Origin of the sequence: Sphingomonas hankookensis (assembly GCF_022664465.1) — a bacterium.
GTDB classification, from domain to species: domain Bacteria; phylum Pseudomonadota; class Alphaproteobacteria; order Sphingomonadales; family Sphingomonadaceae; genus Sphingomonas; species Sphingomonas hankookensis.
Genome location: NZ_JAKREV010000004.1, coordinates 116,904 through 134,981, shown reverse-complemented (window position 1 = coordinate 134,981; position 18,078 = coordinate 116,904). Strand labels below are relative to the sequence as shown.

Annotated in this window: 13 protein-coding genes; 9 read left to right on the top strand and 4 right to left on the bottom strand. The window is 69.0% G+C overall.

From position 1 onward, the window contains the following. Nucleotides 1–47 precede the first annotated feature (47 nt). The 3 genes from MF610_RS12185 (at nt 48) to MF610_RS12175 (ending at nt 4,603) form a co-directional block, all read left to right on the top strand. Complete coding sequence (locus tag MF610_RS12185) at nt 48–1,040, top strand: LacI family DNA-binding transcriptional regulator (RefSeq protein WP_242196907.1); 993 nt, start codon at nt 48–50, stop codon at nt 1,038–1,040. A 309-nt stretch (nt 1,041–1,349) separates the two neighbouring features. Then, nucleotides 1,350–2,258, top strand: a complete 909-nt coding sequence (locus MF610_RS12180) for an ROK family protein (RefSeq protein ID WP_242196904.1) — start codon at nt 1,350–1,352, stop codon at nt 2,256–2,258. A gap of 17 nt (nt 2,259–2,275) precedes the next feature. Further along, entirely contained in the window at nt 2,276–4,603 is a 2,328-nt protein-coding gene (locus MF610_RS12175) for a GH92 family glycosyl hydrolase (protein ID WP_242196902.1), read from the top strand. Between the two features lie 4 nt (nt 4,604–4,607). On the opposite strand, the gene MF610_RS12170 is transcribed toward MF610_RS12175, so the two are convergent. Continuing rightward, nucleotides 4,608–6,011 (bottom strand): amino acid permease, encoded by a 1,404-nt coding sequence (locus MF610_RS12170; protein WP_242196900.1) that lies wholly within the window; start codon nt 6,009–6,011, stop codon nt 4,608–4,610. A gap of 610 nt (nt 6,012–6,621) precedes the next feature. On the opposite strand from MF610_RS12170, the gene MF610_RS12165 reads away from it, so the two are divergent. Then, nucleotides 6,622–7,803, top strand: a complete 1,182-nt coding sequence (locus tag MF610_RS12165) for a M24 family metallopeptidase (RefSeq protein ID WP_242196898.1) — start codon at nt 6,622–6,624, stop codon at nt 7,801–7,803. A 966-nt stretch (nt 7,804–8,769) separates the two neighbouring features. Here MF610_RS12165 and MF610_RS12160 read toward each other — a convergent pair. Beyond that, complete coding sequence (locus MF610_RS12160; RefSeq protein ID WP_339328527.1) at nt 8,770–9,516, bottom strand: arylesterase; 747 nt, start codon at nt 9,514–9,516, stop codon at nt 8,770–8,772. A 16-nt stretch (nt 9,517–9,532) separates the two neighbouring features. On the opposite strand from MF610_RS12160, the gene MF610_RS12155 reads away from it, so the two are divergent. Both MF610_RS12155 and MF610_RS12150 read left to right on the top strand, forming a co-directional pair. Next, entirely contained in the window at nt 9,533–10,228 is a 696-nt protein-coding gene (locus MF610_RS12155) for an ABC transporter ATP-binding protein (protein WP_242196896.1), read from the top strand. 142 nt (nt 10,229–10,370) lie between these two features. Beyond that, nucleotides 10,371–12,863, top strand: a complete 2,493-nt coding sequence (locus MF610_RS12150) for an ABC transporter permease (protein ID WP_242196893.1) — start codon at nt 10,371–10,373, stop codon at nt 12,861–12,863. Between the two features lie 187 nt (nt 12,864–13,050). On the opposite strand, the gene MF610_RS12145 is transcribed toward MF610_RS12150, so the two are convergent. Continuing rightward, nucleotides 13,051–14,535, bottom strand: a complete 1,485-nt coding sequence (locus tag MF610_RS12145) for a DEAD/DEAH box helicase (protein ID WP_242196890.1) — start codon at nt 14,533–14,535, stop codon at nt 13,051–13,053. A gap of 263 nt (nt 14,536–14,798) precedes the next feature. Here MF610_RS12145 and MF610_RS12140 point away from each other — a divergent pair, with 263 nt between their 5' ends. Then, complete coding sequence (locus tag MF610_RS12140; protein ID WP_242196887.1) at nt 14,799–15,890, top strand: histidine kinase dimerization/phosphoacceptor domain -containing protein; 1,092 nt, start codon at nt 14,799–14,801, stop codon at nt 15,888–15,890. Continuing rightward, the gene (locus MF610_RS12135) at nt 15,883–16,287 is read left to right on the top strand and encodes a response regulator (RefSeq protein ID WP_242196884.1); all 405 of its coding nucleotides are present in this window, start codon (nt 15,883–15,885) and stop codon (nt 16,285–16,287) included. The genes MF610_RS12140 and MF610_RS12135 overlap by 8 nt, the downstream gene beginning before the upstream one ends. 131 nt (nt 16,288–16,418) lie before the next feature. Here MF610_RS12135 and recF read toward each other — a convergent pair whose 3' ends face one another. Beyond that, on the bottom strand, nt 16,419–17,486 hold the full coding sequence (gene recF / locus MF610_RS12130) for a DNA replication/repair protein RecF (protein WP_242196881.1): 1,068 nt from the start codon (nt 17,484–17,486) through the stop codon (nt 16,419–16,421). A gap of 126 nt (nt 17,487–17,612) precedes the next feature. On the opposite strand from recF, the gene MF610_RS12125 reads away from it, so the two are divergent. Then, the gene (locus MF610_RS12125; RefSeq protein WP_242196878.1) at nt 17,613–17,954 is read left to right on the top strand and encodes a hypothetical protein; all 342 of its coding nucleotides are present in this window, start codon (nt 17,613–17,615) and stop codon (nt 17,952–17,954) included. Nucleotides 17,955–18,078 lie beyond the last annotated feature (124 nt).

Genomic DNA, 18,078 nt, shown 5'->3' with positions numbered 1-18,078 from the left:
CTTGGGGCCACCGGTCGGCAGAACGATCAGGCGGGGGAAGACAGGGCATGAGCAGTATCATCGACGTCGCGAACGCGGCCGGTCTGTCGACCGCCACCGTGTCGCGCGCGCTGCGCACCCCCGAAAAGGTGACCGAGGCGACCCGCGCGCGGGTGATGGCGGCGGTGGCGGCGGTCGATTACCGCCCCAATCTGCTGGCGCGCAACCTGCGCTCCGACCGGTCGTTTTCGGTGCTGGTGCTGGTGCCCGGCATCGCCAACCCGTTCTTCGCCAACGTGACCGCCGGCATCGAATCGATCGCGTGGCGGCGCGGCTATTCGGTGTTCCTGGGCGACACGCGCGACTCCCGCGACCGCGAGGCGCATTACGAACAGCTGGTCGAAACCCGGCTGGCCGACGGCGTGATCCAGCTGAGCCCCGATTACGGCTTCAACGCGCGGCAGCGCGCGGCGACCTATCCGATCGTCCATGCCTGTGGCTGCGAACTGACGCAGGCACCCTCGGTCCGCATCGACAATGCCGGCGCGGCGCGCGAAATGGTCGACCATCTGATCGCCGCGGGCCATCGCCGCATCGCCGCCATCAGCGGCCCGGCGGCCAACCCGCACGCAGTCGACCGGATGAAGGGCTATCGCACCGCGCTCGACGCCGCGGGCGTCGTGTTCGACCCCGCTCTGGTGCGGTTCGGCGACTGGACGATGGGATCGGGGCACGCCGCCGCGTCCGAACTGCTGGCAGTGCCGCATCGTCCGACCGCGTTGTTCAGCATGAACGATGAAATGGCGATCGGCGCGATCCAGGCGGCAACGGCAAAGGGACTGCGCGTGCCGCACGACCTTGCCATCACCGGGTTCGACGACATCAGCTTCGCTGCCCATTCCACCCCGTCGCTGACCACCATCGCCCAGCCGGCCGAAGCGATGGGGGCCAAGGCGTGCGAAATCCTGATCGACCGGATCGAGGGCAAGGGCGCCGACGATACCGTCCATGTCCTGCCCCACGAACTGATCGTCCGGCAGAGCAGTGGCCCGGCGGTCTGAGATCAGCCGTACCCTCTTCCCGCCTGCGCGGGAATACGCGACGATCGCCGCGATCCATCCGTACCAAAACGTCACCCCAGCGAAGGCTGGGTCTCCCGGTTGTAGCGCGCAGCAGGAGCCGCCTGAAACCCAGCCTTCGCTGGGGTGACGTCAGGGGTCGATGGGAACAGATCGACTTCCGCTCCCACCGCGGGCTCCGCGCTTGCGACAAACAACCCCACGCGAATTACCCTTGGCGCAACCCGATGTAATGGATTACACGACCGACGAAGCGATGGCGAACCCGCCACGCAGCCTGTGGGAGGGTGGATGATCGTCGGGGTCGATATTGGGGGACATCACGTCGCGGCGGCGGCCGTTGCCGATACCGACCGTGGTGCGCTGCTGCCCGACAGCTATCGCCACGACCCCTGTGCGCCCGACGACGACCGCGCCACGCTGATCGCGGCATGGGCCGGGGCGATCGATGCGGTGATCGACCGGGTCGGGCCGGCGCGCGTCACCGGCATCGGCATCGCGATGCCAGGACCCTTCGACTATGCCGCCGGGATCGGCCATTTCGCCGGCAATGCGAAGTTCACCGCGCTGAACGGCGTCGATATCGGCGCTGCCCTCGCCATCGCACAGCGTTTTCCGCGCCCCGTCCGCTTCCTGAACGACGCCACCGCCTTTGCGGTCGGCTGCGTGGCGATCGGCGCGGCCCCGGCCGACGACAACGTGGTCGGCGTCACACTCGGCACCGGATTGGGCTCTACATTCCTGCGCCATGGCATTCCGGCGATCGACGGCGGCGACGTGCCGCCGCACGGATCGCTGTGGCACCTGCCGTTCGGCGACGGCATCGCCGACGACCATGTCTCCGCCCGCTGGCTGACCGCGCGCCTCCGCGAACGGTTCGGCAGCGACGCGACCGTCGTCACCGGCGCCGATGCCGCACGGACCGGCGACGCCCATGCCGCCGCGATCTTCGCCGACTATGGCACCAGCCTCGGCACGATCCTGTCGCCGTGGGTCCACCGGTTCGGCGCGGGTACCGTCATGCTCGGCGGGCGCATCTGCGGCGCGTTCGACCTGTTCGGCCCGGCACTTGCCGCGATGCTGCCTGCCACCGCGCTTGCGGTCCATGCCGATACCGAGGACGCCGCGATCATCGGTGCCGCCGCCACCTTCGACCCCGCCTTCTGGGATCGCGCCCGCCACCATCTGCCGACCCGTTGAGAAAGAGGACCGTGCCCATGGCCCCGCCCCGCCTGACCGCCGCCGCCACCGCACTCGCGCTGATCCTCGGCACCCTCGCCCCCGCGATCGCGCAGGAGCGGCGTGCCGACCCGGCCGATCTGGTCAACCCGTTGATGGGGACCGATTCGACCTACGAGCTGTCCTACGGCAACACCTATCCGGCGATCGCGCTGCCCTGGGGCATGAACTTCTGGACGCCGACCACCAACAAGGCGGGCGACGGCTGGGCGTACCGCTACCGCGACACGAAATTGTGGGGGTTCAAGCAGACCCACCAGCCGAGCCCGTGGATGAACGATTACGGCGCGTTTTCGCTGATGGCGATGACCGGCGCGCCGAAACTGGCCGAGGCCGACCGCGCATCGTGGTATTCGCACAAGGCGGAGACGGCGCGGCCCTATTATTACAGCGCGTACCTCGCCGATTACGACACCACCGTCGAGATCGCGCCAACCGAACGCGCCGCGCAGTTCCGCTTCACCTTTCCCGAAAGCGACCAGAGCTGGATCCTGCTCGACGCGTTCGACAAGGGTTCGGCAGTTACCATCCTGCCCAAACAGCGCCGCATCATCGGCTGGGCCAAGAACAACAGCGGCGGCGTGCCGGCGAATTTCAGAAACTACTTCGTCCTCGAATTCGACCGCGACTTCACCGTCGCCGACACCTTCGGCGACGGCTTCAAACGCCAGCCGGGGGTGACCAGGGCCGAGGGCAAGCGCGTCGGCGCGCTGATCGGGTTCCGGACGCGCAAGGGCGAGCAGGTCGGCGTCCGCGTCGCGTCCTCGTTCATCAGCGCCGAACAGGCGCAGCTGAACCTCGACCGCGAACTCGGCCGCGACGGCTTCGACGCGACGAAGGAAAAGGCGCGCGCGGCGTGGAGCGCGCTGCTGGGCCGCTACAAGGTCGACGACCCCGATATCGACAATGTCCGCACCTTCTATTCGGCGCTCTACCGCACGCAGTTGTTCCCGCGCCGCTTCCACGAATATGACCGCGCCGGGAAAATGGTGCACTACAGCCCGTATAACGGGCAGGTGCTGCCTGGACCGATGTTCACCGACAACGGCTTCTGGGACACGTTCCGCGCGGTCTTCCCGCTGTTCACGCTGATGGAGCGCAAGCTCGACGGCGAGATCATGGCGGGCCTTGCCAACACCTATCGCGAATCCGGCTGGCTGCCCGAATGGGCCAGCCCCGGCCACCGCGACGTGATGATCGGGTCGAACTCGGCGGTCAACATCGCGGACGCGTATCTGAAGGGCATTCGCGGCTACGATATCGAAACCCTGTACGCAGCGATTCTGAAGAACGCGACCACCAGCGTCGGCCGCCCCACCTCGGCCGACGGCAAGACGATCGGCGCGGTCGGGCGCGAGGGCGTCGAATATTACAACCGCCTCGGCTACGTCCCCTATGACGTCGGCATCAAGGAAAACGCCGCCCGCACCCTCGAATATGCCTATGCCGACTTCACCATCGCGCGGTTGGCAGAAGCGCTGGGCAAGAAGGACGACGCTGCGATGTTCCGCGCCCGCGCGCAGAACTATCGCAAGCTGTTCGACCCCAACGTCGGCTGGATGCGCGGCCGCAACCAGGACGGCAGCTTCCAGACGCCGTTCAACCCGCTCAAATGGGGCGATGCCTTCACCGAAGGCAATTCGATGCATTACAGCTGGTCGGTGTTTCAGGACGTGCGCGGCCTGATCGACCTGATGGGCGGCGACCGCGCCTTCGTCGCGAAGATCGATCAGGTGTTCGACAGCCCGCCCAAGTTCGATGAGAGCTATTACGGGCAGGTCATCCACGAAATCCGCGAGATGCAGATCGTGAACATGGGCAATTACGCCCATGGCAACCAGCCGATCCAGCACATGATCTATCTCTACGACTATGCCGGCGCGCCGTGGAAGACGCAGTGGCATGTCCGCAACGTCATGCGCCGCCTCTATGCCGCGCAACCCGACGGCTATCCGGGCGACGAGGACAATGGCCAGACCTCGGCATGGTATGTGTTCAGTGCGCTGGGCTTCTATCCGGTGACGCCGGGCGCGAACCAGTATGTCATCGGCTCCCCGCTGTTCCGCCGCTCCGAACTGGCGCTGGAAAACGGCAAGCGCTTCGTGGTCGAGGCGCCGGGCAACAGTGCCGCCAACGTCTATATCCAGTCGGCGACGCTCAACGGCCGCAAGCTCGATCGTACATGGCTGTCGCAGGACGAGATCATGGCCGGCGGCACCTTGCGCTTCGTCATGGGCCCGACCCCGAACAAGGCATGGGCGACCGGCCCCGGCGCGGCGCCCTATTCGATGACGCCGGCGGGGTAATCCGTCACCCCACCGGCCGGCGCAACAGGCTGTGGCGCCGGCTGTAGAGGAAGTAGAAGCTCAGCCCGGCGGCGTTCCACACCGCGCACCAGAAGAACGTCGTCATCGGCAGGCTGGAAAACAGGTACAGGCAGCCGAGGATGGTGAACGATCCCACGACGAACGGTGCCGGACAGCGGAATCGGCGCGGCGCGTCGGGCGCACGGCGGCGCAGGATCATCAGGCTCGCCCCGACCGAGATGAACGCGATCAGCGTGCCGGCATTGGCCAGTTCGGCGATCCGGTCGAGCCGCACCAGCCCGGCGATCACCGCGATGGCGATGCCGGTCAGCAGCGTGATCCGCGTCGGCGCACCCGATCGCGGACTGACCGCCGCCAGCCAGCGCGGCAGCAACCCGTCGCGCGCCATCACGAAGAACACGCGGCTCTGCCCGTACATCATCACCAGGATCACCGACGGCAACGCGATCACCGCCGCCAGCGCGATCAGATACGCCGCCCCCGGCTGTCCCAGCGAACGCAGCACCAGCGCCAGTGGCTCGGGGCTGTCGGCCAATGCACGGAACGGCACCGCTCCCACCGCCGCGACCGCGACCGCCATGTAGATCACGGTACACACCACCATCGACCCGACGATCCCGATCGTCAGGTCGCGCCCCGGATTGCGCGCCTCCTCAGCCGAGGTCGCGACGGTATCGAAGCCGTAGAACGCGAAGAACACGATCGCCGCCGCCGCCATCACCCCGCGCTTGGCCCCGTCGACCTCGGTACTGCCGAAGCCGTACGGCATGAACGGTTGCAGGTTGCCGCCGTCGAACGCAGGCAGTGCAAAGGCGACGAATACCGTCAGCGCGACCAGCTTGATGACGACCAGCACGATGTTCAGCGTCGCACTCTCGCGCGTGCCGACCAGCAGCATCCCCATCACCGCCAGCGCGACCAGCACCGCGGGCAGGTTGACGATCCCGCCGCCATGCGGCCCGACCAGCAGTTCGGGCGGCAGCGTGACGCCGACCGCCTGTATCCATCCGACCAGATAGCCCGACCACCCGACCGCGACCGTCGAACACGCCAGCGAATATTCGAGGATCAGGCTCCACCCGACGATCCATGCGATCGTCTCCCCGACCGCGGTATAGCTGAACGTATAGGCGCTGCCCGCCGCCGGGATCATCGTCGCCAGCTCGGCATAGGCGAGCGCCGCGCACGCGCAGATCGCCCCGGCGATCGCGAACGCCAGGATCACCGCCGGCCCGGCGCGCTCCGCCCCGACGCCGGTGAGCGTATAGATGCCGGTCCCGACGATCGCCCCCACGCCCAGCGCGATCAGGTGCGGCCAGCCCAGCGTCTTGGCCAGCCGGTCCCCCGGCGCCGCCGCGCTGCCCAGCGTCTTGCGTGGTCCGAACATCGTCACTCCCCTGTTACCCTTTGCCGCCCACGCTGAACCTGTCGCGACGATTGCGCAACATTCTTGCGTTGGGTGGGGAGGTGCGGCGCACGCCACTAAACCGAAAATTCCGTTTGGTTCGAGCTCGTCGAGAACGGGGCTCCGCAGGGGCAACGCCGGCGGAAAGCCCACCCTCCCGTTCAGTTCGAGCCTGTCGAGAACGGGCTTCTGCGGAGGCAGCGGCGGCGGAAAGACCCACCCCCTCCCCCGTTCAGTTCGAGCCTGTCGAGAACGGGGTTCCGCGGGAGGTAGCGTCGGCGGGAAGACCCGCCCTCTCCCCCGTTCGGTTCGAGCCTGTCGAGAACCCGCCTTCCCCAAACAACCCGTTCTCGACGGACGCTTCTCGACAAGCTCGAAGCTGCTCGAACCAAACGGAGTGGGTCGGGGCTGGCGTGGCTAACCCGTGTGAAACTTCTCCAACCGTTCATGCTGAGTAGGGACTGAGCTTGTCGAAGGCCCGTATCGAAGCACCCCTAGCGGTCCTTCATTCCAACAAGCACAATGCCTACTCAACCCAAACAGGCCAGGGTAAAGTCACCCCCCTCCGCACCCCGCACAAGGACCAGCAACCATGACCATCGGCGGATCGACCGCGGCGACCGAACTCGCGGCGCTCGCACCTTGGGCCACCCCCGCCCCGCCGATCACCGCCGCCGAGCGTCACGCCCGGATCGAGCGTGCCCGCGCGCGGACCGAGGCCACCGGCGCCGACGCGCTGCTGGTCCATACCGGCGCGTCGCTCGATTATTTCACCGGCATTCCGTGGGGGCCGAGCGAGCGGATGGTCGCGTTGCTGCTGCCCGTCACCGGCACCCCGCGCATCGTCTGTCCGGCGTTCGAGCGCGGCACGCTGGAGGCCGACCTGACCATCGCCGCCGACCTGCTGCTTTGGGAAGAGGATGCGGACCCGACCGCACTGGTCCGCGACGCGCTGCCCCCCGGTGCCAAACTCGCGGTCGATCCGCTGCTGCCGTTCGCGTGGGGACAGAAGCTCGCCCGCCACGGCCTGACGCTGACCGACGGCGCCCCGGCGATCGACGGGTGCCGCATGGTCAAATCGCCCGCCGAGCTGGCGCTGCTGCAACAGGCGAAGGACATGACGCTCAGCGTACAGGCCGCCGCCGCGCGAACCTTACGGCCGGGCATCCTCGCCAGCGAAGTCGTCCGCTTCATCGACGACGCGCACCGCGCCATCGGCGGCGGGAGTTCGTTCTTCTGCATCGTCCAGTTCGGCCGCGCCACCGCCTTTCCCCACGGCCTGCCCGGCGACCGTGCGCTGGCGGAAGGGGAACTGGTGCTGATCGACACCGGCTGTCGCGTACAGGGCTATCACAGCGACATCACCCGCACCTACGCCTTCGGACGCTTAGCCGACGAGGTCCGCGCGATCTGGGACATCGAACACGCCGCACAGGCCGCCGCCTTCGCCGCCGCCGCCCCCGGCGTACCGGCGCAAGCGGTCGATGCCGCCGCCCGCGCGGTGCTGGTGCGCGAAGGGCTCGGCCCCGACTATCGCCTCCCCGGCCTGCCGCACCGCACCGGCCACGGCATCGGCCTGTCGATCCACGAACCCGCCTATCTGGTACGCGGCGACACCACCCCCTTGGCACCGGGCATGTGTTTTTCGAACGAACCGATGATCGTCGTCCCCGACCGCTTCGGCATCCGGCTGGAGGATCATTTCCACGTCACCGATACCGGCGCGCAGTGGTTTACCCAGCCGCAGCCGTCGATCGACCGGCCGTTCGGGTGATCCGCCTCGGGCTGGCGGCCTGGCTGGCGGCGCAAACGATCGGCCCGCCGCCGCCCGCGCTACGGCTCGACCCCTTCTACACCCGCCACCTCGATGCCGGCGGCATTCCGATCGTCGCCTCGGCAAAGGTCCCCGACGAAGCGCTCCGCTCCGCCCGCGACATCGCCGTCGCGATGCTGGCCGAACGACCCGACCTGCACCGCTGGATGGCGGCGTCGGGGTTTCGCGTGGCGGTGATGGCGCCCGACGAAGCCACGCTCGACCTGCCCGAACAGCGCGACTGGAAAAAGCCCGCGCCCGACGATCCGCGCCTGACCCGGTGCGAACGCAAACATTATGCCGAGCGGATCGGGGCTTTAAGCGACCGCGACTATTGGAACGCCCGCGCCCGCGGCATGGGTGGGCAGTTGACCAGCGCCGCGACCGAGAACCTGCTCGGCATCCCCGGCACGCGCTATTATGGCGAGAATATCTTCGTCCACGAATTTTCGCACGCGATCCTCGATGCGATCCGGCAGCGCGACCCGACGCTCTACGCATCGATCGCGAACGCCTATGCCGCGGCAATGGCGCGCGACCTGTGGCACGGCGAATATGCCGCCACGACCGTCGGCGAATATTGGGCGGAGGGGACGCAGCTCTGGTTCGACACCAACCAGATCACCGTCGTCGACGGTCGGCGGCTGCTGCACCATGGCGACCTGCGCCGCTACGACCCTGCGCTCCTACGCCGTGTTGGGGCAGGTCTATGGCAAACGTCACCGTCTCCCCGGCGACGTCTTCCACCGGCATCCGGCACGCGTCCCGCGCGGCGGCCCGCCAAAGGCGACAGCGGAAGTGTGCTGACCAGTACGTCATTCCCGCGCAGGCGGGAATCCATACGCGCCAAGGTTGCGGCTGTACTTCGAACGTCAGCGTCTATGGGTTCCCGCCTGCGCGGGAACGACGATGCGGCAAGCTATTCGCTCACCCCGTCGGTGCCAGCGTCCGCAACCGCCCCGCCACCACCGGCCCCAGCCGCGCGACGATCCGGTCCACGCCCTGCGCATTGGGATGGATGCCATCGGGCAGCATCAGCTGCCGGTTGCCGATCACGCCCGCCAGAATGAACGGATCGAGCGTCGCGTCGTAGCGCTTGGCCATGTCCGGCCAGATCCGGTTGAACGCCGCGGCATAATCGGGGCCGAGGTTCGGCGGCACCATCATGCCGGTCAGCACCACCGGAATGTCGCGCCGCTGCAATTCGTCGAGCATCGCCACGAAATTCGCCCGCGTCTCGGCCGGCGGAATCTGGCGCAGCAGGTCGTTGCCGCCCAGCCCCAGCAGCACGAGGTCGGGCTTGCGATCCAGCCGGTCGAGCGTGAAGGCCAGCCGCTGCCGCCCCGCCGCGCTGGTGTCGCCCGAAATCCCGCCATTCACCACCCGCGCGTTGATCCCGTCGGCGCGCAGCGCATCCTGCAGGTCGTCGGGCAGGCTGTCGCCGCGGGCAAGCCCGTACCCCGCATATAGGCTGTCGCCGAACGCCAGCACCAGCCGCTCCGGCCCCGTCACCGGTGCAGCGCGCGCGACCGGCGACGGCGTCGCATCGGCGGCGACGTTCACCGGGGTCGCGTCACTGCCTTCGGATAAATCGGGCTGATTGCACGCGCCCAGCAGCAGCGCGCCTTGGAGAATGGCGAACGCGCCCGCATATGAGGGTCCCTGCTTCGTCACTGGCGATAAACCTCCCATGCACTCGGTTCCGAACGATATGGTCATCGACGCGCGCGGTGTCACCCTGACGCTGGGCGATGGCGATGCCGCCACGCACATCCTCCACGGCATCGACCTGACGGTCCCGGCCGGGTCCAGCGTCGCGCTGCTCGGCGCATCGGGGTCGGGCAAGTCGTCGCTGATGGCGGTACTCTCCGGATTGGAACGCGCCAGCGGCGGGCAGGTCCACGTCGCCGGCGCCGATTTCGGGGCGATGGGCGAGGACGATCTGGCGCGCGCCCGGCGCGGGCGGATCGGCATCGTGCTGCAGGCGTTCCACCTGCTGCCGACCATGACCGCGCTGGAAAATGTCGCGGTGCCGATGGAGCTGGCCGGCGTCACCGATGCCTTCGCGCGGGCCGAGGCGGAACTGGCCTCGGTCGGCCTTGCCCACCGCCTCCACCATTATCCGACGCAATTGTCGGGCGGCGAGCAGCAGCGCGTTGCCATCGCCCGCGCGCTCGCCGGGCGGCCGGCGCTGGTGTTCGCCGACGAACCGACCGGCAATCTCGACCGCGCGACCGGCCATGCGATCATGGACCTGCTGTTCGAACGCCGCGCCGCCACGCAAGCGACGCTGCTGGTCATCACCCACGACCCGGCACTCGCCGAACGCTGCGACCGGGTGGTCGAACTGGCCGATGGCCGCATCGCGCGGGACAGCGCGCGATGACGCTGCGAGTGTCCGTCTCGCTTGCCTCGGCGAAGGCGAAGTCGCGACAAAAGCCGAAAGCGACGCGACATCCCCACCGTACCCCCCGCGCAGGCGGGGGTACGGTGGAGGATGCGCGGCAACATAGTCGCGGAGCCATCCGATGACCGAATGGCGCCTCGCATGGACCTTCGCCCGCCGCGAACTCGACGCCCGCTTCCGTGGGCTGCGGCTGCTGCTGGTCTGCCTGATCCTCGGCGTCGGCGCGCTGGCGGCGATCGGCAGCCTTACCCGGTCGATCACGCAGGAACTGGCGGCGCGCGGCCAAAGTTTGCTCGGCGGCGATATCGAACTGTCGGTGTCGCACCGGACGGCCGATGCCGCCGAGCGCCGGTCGATGGCGCGGCTGGGCAAAACGTCCGAAACGGTGCGGATGCAGTCGATGGCCGCCAACTTCGGCGGCGACACCGCACCGATCGAGCTGAAGGCGGTCGATACCGCCTACCCCCTTTATGGCACGCTGACCCTGCAAACCGGCACCGCCCGGCCGCTGTCGCCGACCGAAACCTATGTCGGGCCGGCGCTGGTCGAACGCCTGAAACTGCGCGTCGGCGGCCCGGTCCGCTTCGGCACCGCGCGCTTCACCGTCGCCGGGATCATCGCCGACGAACCCGACCGGCTGAGCGAAGGCTTCACGCTGGGCGCGGTGGCGCTGGTGTCGCTGGAGGGGTTGCAGCGCACCGCGCTGATCGCGCCGGGCAGCCTGTACGAGGCGAAATACCGCATCGCCAGCGGCTATGACCCGGCGACGGCGATCAAGGCGTTCACCGACCGCTATCCGGCGCAGGGGTGGGACAGCCGCACCCGCGACCGCGCCTCGCCAGGGGCCGAGCGGTTCCTGACGCGGATGGGCGAGTTCCTTGTGCTGGTCGGACTGACCGCGCTGGTCATCGCCGGGATCGGGGTCGGCAACGGCGTGTCCTCCTACCTTGCCACGCGGCGGTCGAGCATCGCGACACTGAAGGTGCTGGGCGCCACCTCCGGGCTGATCGCACGCGTCTATCTGCTTCAGATCGTGGCCGTTTCGGCGATCGGCATCCTGATCGGCCTCGCCATCGGCATCGCCGCCGTGCCACTGATCGTGGCGCTGGCGGGCGATGTCCTGCCGGTCGCGCCCCGCTTCGCGATCCACGCGCTGCCGCTGGTGCAGGCTGCCGTATACGGCCTGCTGATCGCGCTCGCCTTTGCCGCGCCGCCGTTGTTGGCGGCGGGCGCGGTGCCCGCCGCCGGGCTGCTGCGCGGCGTCCATGACGGCCGCCGTGCGCCGTGGGGCAAGGCGGCGGCATGGATGGGCGCGGCCTTTGCCGCGATCGTCGCCCTGGTACTGGCGACCAGCGAACGCCCCTGGTTCGGCGCGGCGTTCCTCGCCGCCGCCGGCGGACTTCTCCTGCTGTTGTCGGCACTTGGCTGGTTGATCCGCTGGAGCGCGGCCCGCCTGCCCCGGTCACGCAAACCCCTGTGGCGCCTCGCCGTGGCCGCCCTCCACCGCCCCGGCGCGCGGACCGGAGCGTTGGTGGTGGCGCTGGGCCTGGGGCTCACCCTGTTCGTGCTGCTGGCCGCGATCCGCACCAGCCTCGACGCCAACATCCAAAAGACCGTGCCCGCCCGCGCACCCGCCCTTTTCGCCCTCGACGTCCCCCCAAATCGCGAATCGCCGTTCCGCGACACCATCGCCAACATCCAGCCCGGTGCCGAGGTCCAGACCGTGCCGCTGATGCGCGGCACGATCACCGCCTACGGCACCACCCGCGTCGCCGATCTCAAGACGATCCCGGAGGGCGCATGGGCGCTGCGCGGCGAGCGCGGCCTGACCTTCGCCGCCGACCTGCCACCGGGCAGCGAACTGGTATCGGGCCGCTGGTGGCCAGCAAACTATACCGGCCCGCCGCTGGTGTCGGTCGACGAGCGCATGGCGGAGGCGCTGAACCTGAAGCTCGGCGATCCTCTGACGATCAGCGTCGCCGGACAGGAACGCACCGCGCGCATCGCCTCGCTGCGCAAGATCGAATGGGACACGATGGGGTTCAATTTCGTGATGGTGTTCAGCCCCAACGCGCTGTCCGACGTGCCGCATAATCTGGCGGCCACGATCACCATGCCGCCGGGGCGCGAACGCGCGGTCGTCCGGGCGTTGTCGGCCGGCTTCCCCTCGACCTCGGTGGTCGAGGTGCGCGAGGTGATCGGGCAGGTGCGCACCATCGTGTCGCAGATGGCGACCGCAATCGCCGCGGCAGCCGGCATCGCGATCCTCGCCGGCATCGCCGTGCTGGTCGGCGCGATCGCCGCCGCGCGCGAGACGCGGACCTATGATTCGGTGATTCTGAAAACGCTGGGTGCGACGCGCGGGCAGATACTGGCGGCGCAGGCGCTGGAGTATCTGCTGCTTGCCGTGATCCTCGCCGCACTGGCGGCGGCGATCGGGATCGCGGGCGGCTGGTATGTGGTGGTCGAGCTGTTCGCGTTCGACTGGCTGCCCGATTACGGCGCGATCGCCGCGACGCTGGCAGTCGGGGTCGGTGTGACGGTCGGGATCGGGTTGCTCGGGGCGTTGCCGATCCTGTCGGCACGCCCGGCGCGGGCATTGCGGGAGCTCTAAACGAAAAGTCCCGGCAGTTACCTACCGAGGCTTCACGTCGCGTCCGTCAAATCCTCCCCATCTCATGGGGAGGGGGACCAGCCGCAGGCTGGTGGAGGGGCAAGGCCGCAAGCGCGACGCCGGTGGCTTACCCCTCACCACCGCTTCGCGGCGGTCCCCCTCCCCACCCGGTGGGGAGGATTGGGAATTATACCGAAGCGCGGGGAGCGCCACCGCCACCGCCGCGACCACGGCCGCCGCGGCCACGACCGCTGCCGCCATTGCCGCCGCTACTACCCGGACGGCCACCGCCACCCGGACGACCGCCACCACCGGCACCGGCCTCACGCGGCGGACGACCGCCGCCCTGGCCTTCGCCACGCTGCGGCTGACCGCCACGCGCCGGGTTGCCGACCGGACCACCACCGCCGCGACCATGCGCCGGCTTCGCGCCATGGGCATGGGTCGCCCGCGGCCGCGCCGGGCCACGCTCGCTGGGCAAACGTTCGGGACGATCGGGAGCATAGGGCGCCCGGCTCGCCTTGATCTTGGCACCCTGTTCGAGGAAGTCGGCGGGCAGCGGCACGACTTCGACCTTCTGCTTGGTCAGCCGCTCGATCCCCTTCAGGAACGGCCGCTCGTCATCGGCGCAGAAGCTGAACGCCACGCCCGACGCACCCGCGCGCGCGGTGCGACCGATGCGGTGGACATATTGCTCCGACACGTTGGGCAGTTCGAAGTTCACGACATGGCTGACCCCCGACACGTCGATGCCGCGCGCGGCGATGTCGGTCGCGACCATGATCGGCACGCTGCCGTCGCGAAACGCGGCCAGCGCCTTTTCGCGCTGCGGCTGCGACTTGTTGCCATGGATCGCGTTCGACGCGATGCCGTTGGCGGCCAGCAGCTTCACGACGCGGTCGGCACCATGCTTGGTGCGGGTGAATACCAGCGCCCGGTCGATCTTGGTATTGCGGAAGAACATCGTCAGCAGCGTCTGCTTCTCCGCCTGCTGGACGAAGGTGACGTACTGCTCGACGCGTTCGGCGGTCGACGACACCGGCGTCACCTGCACGGTGGCCGGATCGGTCAGATACTTGTCGGCCAGCTCGCGAATGTCCTTGGGCATCGTCGCCGAGAAGAACAGCGTCTGGCGCGACTTCGGCACCATCGACACGATGCGGCGCAGCGCGTGGATGAAGCCGAGGTCGAGCATCTGGTCGGCTTCGTCGAGGACGAGGATTTCGAGTTCGCCGAGGCCCAGGCACTTCTGGTCGATCAGGTCGAGCAGACGGCCCGGCGTCGCGACGAGAATGTCGACGCCCGCCGCCACGTCGCGGATGTTGCGCGGCACCGGCACGCCGCCGAACACGGTGGCGACGGTCAGCTTGCTGTGCTTGGCATAGGCGCGCGCGTTGTCGGCGATCTGGCTGACCAGTTCACGCGTCGGCGCCAGCACCAGCATCCGGCAGCGCATCGGGCGGCGACGGACGTTCGCCTTCACCAGCAGGTCGATCGAGGGCAGCACGAACGCGGCGGTCTTGCCGGTACCGGTCTGGGCGATGCCCAGCAGGTCGCGCCCTTCGAGGACCAGCGGGATCGCGTCGCGCTGGATCGGGGTGGGGGTTTCGTAATTCTTGGCGGCGAGCGCGTCGAGGATCGACTTCGACAGGCCGAGCGACTGGAAGGTCATGACAGTTCCTGAAATAGGGTCCGGCACCCGAAACGCACATGGGCGCACGGGCAGCGGGGCAAAAAATTGCGACCCGCGTGACTAGGGAAGCCGGTTGGAGCTGCGACGCGGAGCCGAGACCCGTGCGGGTCCGATCACGCTGCCTGAAAAGCGTCGCTGCGTTGCGGCAAATAGGCGAGAAGGGCGGAATGGTCAAGGTTGCGGCCTGCGACCGGTACCAATTGGCTATGGTAACTAGTGAATCCCGCCGTTAAGACCGCGCGATGATCGATCCCGCATCGACCGACCCGGCCGTCGACGGTTTGCCGCGACGCCATCTGCGCCTGTTGGGTGAGGCGGCCGACCGGCTGCTCGCGGCCGACGATTCGGCCGGGATGGTCGACGACCTTTTCACATTGATCGCCGACGAACTGCGGCTCGACGTGTTCTTCAACTATCGGCTCGACGGCGACGACCTGCTGCTGGAAACCCATGGCGGGCTGACGGCGGCAGAGGCGACGTCGTTCGAACGCCTCGCGATCGGGGAGGCAGTCTGTGGCTGTGTCGCGCGCGATCGCCGACCGATCGCCGCCTACGGCGTACAGCGGTCCGACGACCCGATGGCGCACTTCGTCCGTTCGCTGGGCGTCGACGCCTATGTCTGCACGCCGTTGATGCACGGGTCGACGCTGCTCGGCACGCTGAGTTTCGGGCGGCGCTGGACCGATCGGTTCGACAACGACGAAGTCGCGTTCATCCGTACCGTCTGCCATTATGTCGCGCTCGCCAAATACCGGCTGATGATCGAGGCGGAGCTGCGCGAGGGCATCGCCGTGAGCGAACGGCTGCTCGCCGAACTCAACCACCGGGTGCGCAACGCGTTGCAGACCGCGGTGGCAGTCGTCCGGCTGGGTGCCGCCGACATGGTCGATACGACCGCGCGGAGCGCACTGGCCGACGCTGCGGCGCGGCTGGAGGTGCTGGCCGCCGCGCATCGTCCGCTCTACGCGACCGACAGCCCCAGCCAGGTCGACATCGTCGCGCTGATCGGATCGATCGCCGTGCGCAGCGACGACGAACCCGTCACGATCCTCGGCACCGGCAACCCGTCGCTCCCGGTCGAACAGGCGGTCGCCGTGGCCCTGCTCACCCATGCCTTCATCGCGCCCGATCCCGACGCGCTGGCGCAGGTCGTGATCGATACGAGCGGCGACGCGCTGCGCCTGACGCTGTCCGGCCCGACGATGGGCCAGCCGCGCGCGGCGCTCGACGACGGACGGCTGGTGCGCGGCCTCGCGCGGCAATTGCGCGCCGAAGTCGCCCGCGACGGCGCCGAGCGGCTGACGATCGCCATCCCCGGCCGCACCGATGGGTGAAGCGCTGCGCATCCTGCTGGTCGAGGACGAGGCGCTGGTCGCGATGCTGGTCGAGGATGCGCTGGCGCTGCACGGCCATGTCGTCACCGGCATCGCCGATACCGAGGCGGAGGCGCTGACGCTGGCCTTCGCCGAGCATCCCGACCTCGCGCTGTGCGACGTCCGGCTGGCCAATGGCGATTGCGGCCGCCGCACCGCTGTGGCGCTGGCCGAGCGCGGCATCCCGTGCCTGTTCCTCAGCGGCAACTGCCCTGACGATGCCGACCATCCGCTGATCCTTGGCTGCGTCGCCAAGCCGTTCCACACCGCGGCGCTCGGCCGGGTGATCGAGGCGACGCTCGCCAAGCTGCGCGGCGAAGCGCCGGAACGGGTGCCGGGCGAGTTGCGGTTTTATTGAGGGGCCGACATCCCCTTTCCATCCGTCACTCCCGCGCAGGCGGGAGTCCATACACGCCAACGTCACGGCACTGACCGAACCCTCAGCGTGTATGGATTCCCGCCTTCGCGGGAATGACGACCCTAGCCCCCCTAAACCCGGTCGATCCGCCCGCCCGTCACCTCGAACCGGGTGGTGTCGCCCGGAATGTCGCTGAACAACCCCGCCTCGGTACCGGTCAGCCACACCTGCCCCGCCCCCGCCGCCCGCGCGAACAACGCGGCCCGGCGACCGGGGTCGAGATGCGCGGCAACCTCGTCGAGCAACAATACCGGGGGGCGCCCCGCCCGGTCGGCGACCAGCTCGGCATGGGCCAGCACCAGCCCGAGCAGCAGCGCCTTCTGCTCGCCGGTCGAACAGCGTGCGGCGGCCATGCCGCGGTCGCGATCGGTGACGATCAGGTCGGCACGGTGCGGTCCGCTCAGCGCCCGCCCCGCCGCCGCATCGCGCGCGCGGCCCGACGCCAGTTCGCGCGCGAACAACGCGCCATCGCCATGCCACCCCTCCAGCACCAGCGCGGCACGCGGGAAATCGGTCGCGGGCAACGCCGCGATCCGATCGTCGAGCATTGCCACGCACTCCGCCCGCGCCGCGCCCAGTGCGACCCCATGCTCGACCATCCGCGCCTCCAGCGCCGACAGCCAGTCGGGATCGGGCGCGGCATCCTCCGCCAGCAACCGGTTGCGCTCGCGCATCGCCGCGTCGTAGCGCGTCGCCTGTGTCGCATGGCCGGGCAGCAGCGCCAGCGTCATCCGGTCGAGGAACCGCCGCCGTTCGCCCGCCGGCTCGACGAACAGCCGGTCCATCGCCGGGGTCAGCCACAGTACCGACAGCCATTCGGCCAGCGCCGTCGCCGCCGCGCCCGCGCCGTTGACCCGCACGATCCGCCGCTCGGGCGCGGTCGCCTGCGTCCCCGTGCCCAGCCGCACGTCGCCGATCAGGTCAGCGGCGACGCCGAAACCGCCCGCCCCGCCCTCACGCGCCATGTCCGACAGCGGCGCGCGACGCAGCCCGCGTCCCGGCGCGAGCAGCGACACCGCCTCCAGCACATTGGTCTTGCCCGCCCCGTTCGGCCCGCTCAGCACGACGAATCCCGCGCCCGGTTCGATGGTACCGCCCGCATGGTTGCGAAAATCGGTCAGGGTCAGGCGGGTGAGCATCTGGCATCGACCGTTAGCGGTGCGGCGCAGGGCGCGAAACCCTTGTGGACCAGCCACAACGTTATACGAACGAAACTTTCCGGGGCTTTGAGGATTGGAACAGGCGAATTACGACAGGAATCGCCCATGCCCCGTTTTGTCCTGATGGCCGCCGCTGCCTTCGCGCTCACTGCCTGCGGGTCGCAGACCCCCGAACAGCAGCGCGCCGACCAGCTGCGCGATCAGGCGGATGCGGAAGCGGATGCGATCGAGGCTGCAGCGGAGAACCAGACCGCGCAGATGAAGGTCGAGGCCGAGGGGCTGGTCAACCAGGCCGGACAGGCCGGCGGCTACGACGCCGAACGCCTGAAGGTCCGCGCCGACGCCATCCGGCAGGAAGCGAAGCTGGTCGAGCAACAGGCCGATGCGCAGGCGAAGGCGGTGCGTGATCGCGGCGAAGCGCAGGCGAGCGCCGCACTGGCGAAGTAGCATTCCTCTCACCCCGGGCTTGATCCGGGGGACGGGATGGCCCGGTGCCTTCCGCGCCAGCACTTCACATCCGCCACGAACGTCACCCCAGCGCAGGCTGGGGTCTCTCGCGGCTTCTGAACCG

Bases quoted from the DNA above. Each gene is read 5' to 3' on its own strand.
- MF610_RS12185 (WP_242196907.1), top strand. From the start codon at position 48: ATGAGCAGTATCATCGACGTCGCGAACGCGGCCGGTCTGTCGACCGCC.
- MF610_RS12180 (WP_242196904.1), top strand. From the start codon at position 1,350: ATGATCGTCGGGGTCGATATTGGGGGACATCACGTCGCGGCGGCGGCC.
- MF610_RS12175 (WP_242196902.1), top strand. From the start codon at position 2,276: ATGGCCCCGCCCCGCCTGACCGCCGCCGCCACCGCACTCGCGCTGATC.
- MF610_RS12170 (WP_242196900.1), bottom strand. From the start codon at position 6,011: ATGTTCGGACCACGCAAGACGCTGGGCAGCGCGGCGGCGCCGGGGGAC.
- MF610_RS12165 (WP_242196898.1), top strand. From the start codon at position 6,622: ATGACCATCGGCGGATCGACCGCGGCGACCGAACTCGCGGCGCTCGCA.
- MF610_RS12155 (WP_242196896.1), top strand. From the start codon at position 9,533: ATGCACTCGGTTCCGAACGATATGGTCATCGACGCGCGCGGTGTCACC.
- MF610_RS12150 (WP_242196893.1), top strand. From the start codon at position 10,371: ATGACCGAATGGCGCCTCGCATGGACCTTCGCCCGCCGCGAACTCGAC.
- MF610_RS12145 (WP_242196890.1), bottom strand. From the start codon at position 14,535: ATGACCTTCCAGTCGCTCGGCCTGTCGAAGTCGATCCTCGACGCGCTC.
- MF610_RS12140 (WP_242196887.1), top strand. From the start codon at position 14,799: ATGATCGATCCCGCATCGACCGACCCGGCCGTCGACGGTTTGCCGCGA.
- MF610_RS12135 (WP_242196884.1), top strand. From the start codon at position 15,883: ATGGGTGAAGCGCTGCGCATCCTGCTGGTCGAGGACGAGGCGCTGGTC.
- recF (WP_242196881.1), bottom strand. From the start codon at position 17,486: ATGCTCACCCGCCTGACCCTGACCGATTTTCGCAACCATGCGGGCGGT.
- MF610_RS12125 (WP_242196878.1), top strand. From the start codon at position 17,613: ATGCCCCGTTTTGTCCTGATGGCCGCCGCTGCCTTCGCGCTCACTGCC.